The 2471-nt window shown below is 50.8% G+C and carries 2 protein-coding genes; both read left to right on the forward strand.

Features of this window, described 5'->3' with window-relative positions; all coding sequences use genetic code 11:
• Positions 1 to 152: 152 nt before the first annotated feature.
• On the forward strand, positions 153 to 758 hold the full coding sequence (locus GX441_08310) for a hypothetical protein (protein NLI98644.1): 606 nt from the start codon (positions 153 to 155) through the stop codon (positions 756 to 758).
• A gap of 93 nt (positions 759 to 851) precedes the next feature.
• On the forward strand, positions 852 to 2471 hold a 1620-nt coding region (locus GX441_08315), incomplete at its 3' end, for a formylglycine-generating enzyme family protein (GenBank protein ID NLI98645.1).

Here is a 2471-nt window from a genome sequence, read left to right on the forward strand (position 1 = left end):
GACACATAAAAGAAATCTGATTATGATTCTGGCAATGCGCGTCGAGTCCCTGAGGAGCGAGCAATGAGCAGGAAGGTGCAAGGGCAAGAGGGACGCCCTGCAAAAAACTCGCTGACTGCACTTTGTGCAGCTCCTGAATGATGGAGGAAAACGTGAAGAGAATAATAACAATAGCGGCAATAATAATGGCGGCGGCGATACCTATAGCGGCGTCGGCGCAGGTCGGATCCTACTATTATGCAGACAACTCCGAAAAAACTCTTTTAGTTGAATGGATCCAACAAAGCGCAAATAAGGTAAATGGAATTCATTTCGATACGCCAGCCCACATGACTCAGTTTCTGGCACTGTGCCAGAGCCTTTATGCCGCTCGCGATGCGGAAAACTGGACCCAGTGCACCGCTATTGCCCAGCAGCTTCTTGGAATGTGCCAATATATAATAGGAGCCGGTCACCGAACCTGGTCTGCAAACAACATCAATATGGTGCGTACAGGCTACTTGAATCCTGAAGCTCTTATATTGCTTACGGAAGAAGAGCTCAACGAAGCGATGGCGCCACCCGAAGAACCAACGGCCACTAGATACTCATGGGCGCCATATATAGAACACCTTAAACCGTGGTATGATGAGATTGACTCTTTATGGTACGACCATCCTTTGGTTTGTTGTTACGGTTACCCTTTTGGCTACCCCAAGAGCGATGGACCAGTTCATTTTGAACACTGTCATGAGCTTGTTAGAAACAACAACGATTGAAGCCGCATTGCTTAAAGTCCGCTTAACTTTAACAGCAGCAAGCGCTCACGATAGCATCGTGAGCGCTTGCTGCCGGCTCGAAGGAGACGAAAAATGAACAGACTGAAAAATTATCCGAACGCGCTTGCAATTCTCATCATCTCGCTTTCAGGGATTAGCAGTATTCACGGAAGCGATTGGACTGTTTCCGAGGAATCCGGCATAAAGGTATACACGAAACTCAATCCTCATCTCCTGCTCAACTTTCCTGGGGCGGTAACGGGCGACAGCCTGCCTATCCAGGTTCAGTTCTTTGACAGCCTCGATAACGTAGTTGCAGGCATTCCGTGCACATTGACTGTAGCCGGCGAAAAATACGGCAAGCTGACCGATTACCGGGGCGAGGTTATATTCTGGATATCGCGAAGCAAGGCCAAGGAAGGTACAGTGTTCAAGGCGTACGCAGACAAGCCTGTGAAGCCACGCTCGCCATTGACACTTGCGCCTTTTCCGAGTTATGCGCTTTCAAATAATTCATACGCCGGTTTCCAGACGTCCGAGGGTCTCCTGGAGGTTAAAGGCGGGGTCGTATCGGTTCTTTACCCAGAGGGTTACGAGCATACTGCCCAAAGGGTATTAACGCTTATGCGGAAGTGCGGCGAACGCATAACCGAGCTTACGGGTCTTAAGCCCACCCCTTTTACCGTAATGCTTTACGAAGATGGCGCATACGGCATTTGCATTGGCGGAATGAGCATGTCCTTGAAGACGGACAGCGCAAGCATGGACATTGCGCTGTGCAACGAATTCGCTCACGAGTGGACGCATGACATACTACACGAAAACATTAACATTGCAGAGGACAGCACAACCCGATGGATTGACGACGGGCTTGCCGAATACATGAAAGGCGAGTGCCTGAAGCTGAGACCGCGCCCCTCCGTTAAGCCGGCAAGCAACAGGATCAACCCTGTTAGCCAGGATGAGCTGGACGGATACGACGGCAAGGTATACGACCTCAGGGTATGGCTGAATCCGACATGGGATGATTTCACGGGCGGAGCGGGGATAGGCTGGACAGGGTACGGGCTTTCGCATTATTTCTGGAAGAAAATCGTTCAGAAAACCGGAAATCCCGAACTTATCAAGAATTTCATCGAGGCGTTAAAGAAGCGAAAAAAACATGACACCAAGACTGCAATCAGGATACTATCCCGGCTCACAAGGCTCGATATCAACAAGGAACTGGTTATCACCGGCGAGGAGTACAAGCGGTATCTTTTAGAACCCGCTTTAAGGAATAAGAACACCGTATTTGTCCCCCGGGGGATGGAGTTCATCAATCCCAAGGGACCTTTTTTGATGGGCGACACGACTCAGCAATGGACAATGCCCGTCAGAAACGTCTATTTAGACCCCTTCTTCCTTGACCGCTGCGAGGTTACGAACAAGCAATACTCTGAGTTCCTGAACGCTGTAGGCAATCAAAAGGAGGGAGGCTCCTACTGGCTGGACGAGTCGAGCTACCCGGACATCCTGCTTGAGGACGGCAAGTACATCGTCCGCAAGGGCAGGGAGAATTTTCCCGTAACCCAGGTAAGCTGGTACGGCGCAGCTGCCTACGCAAAGTGGGCGGGCAAGCGGCTACCAACAGAGGCGGAGTGGGAGTATGCGGCGTCGAATGGAGGTAAAACCCTTTACCCCTGGGGCGACGAGTGGCACAACGATTACTGC

Source organism: bacterium (assembly GCA_012517375.1).
Lineage (GTDB): Bacteria > Hydrothermota > Tepidihabitantia > B3-TA06 > B3-TA06 > JAAYVC01.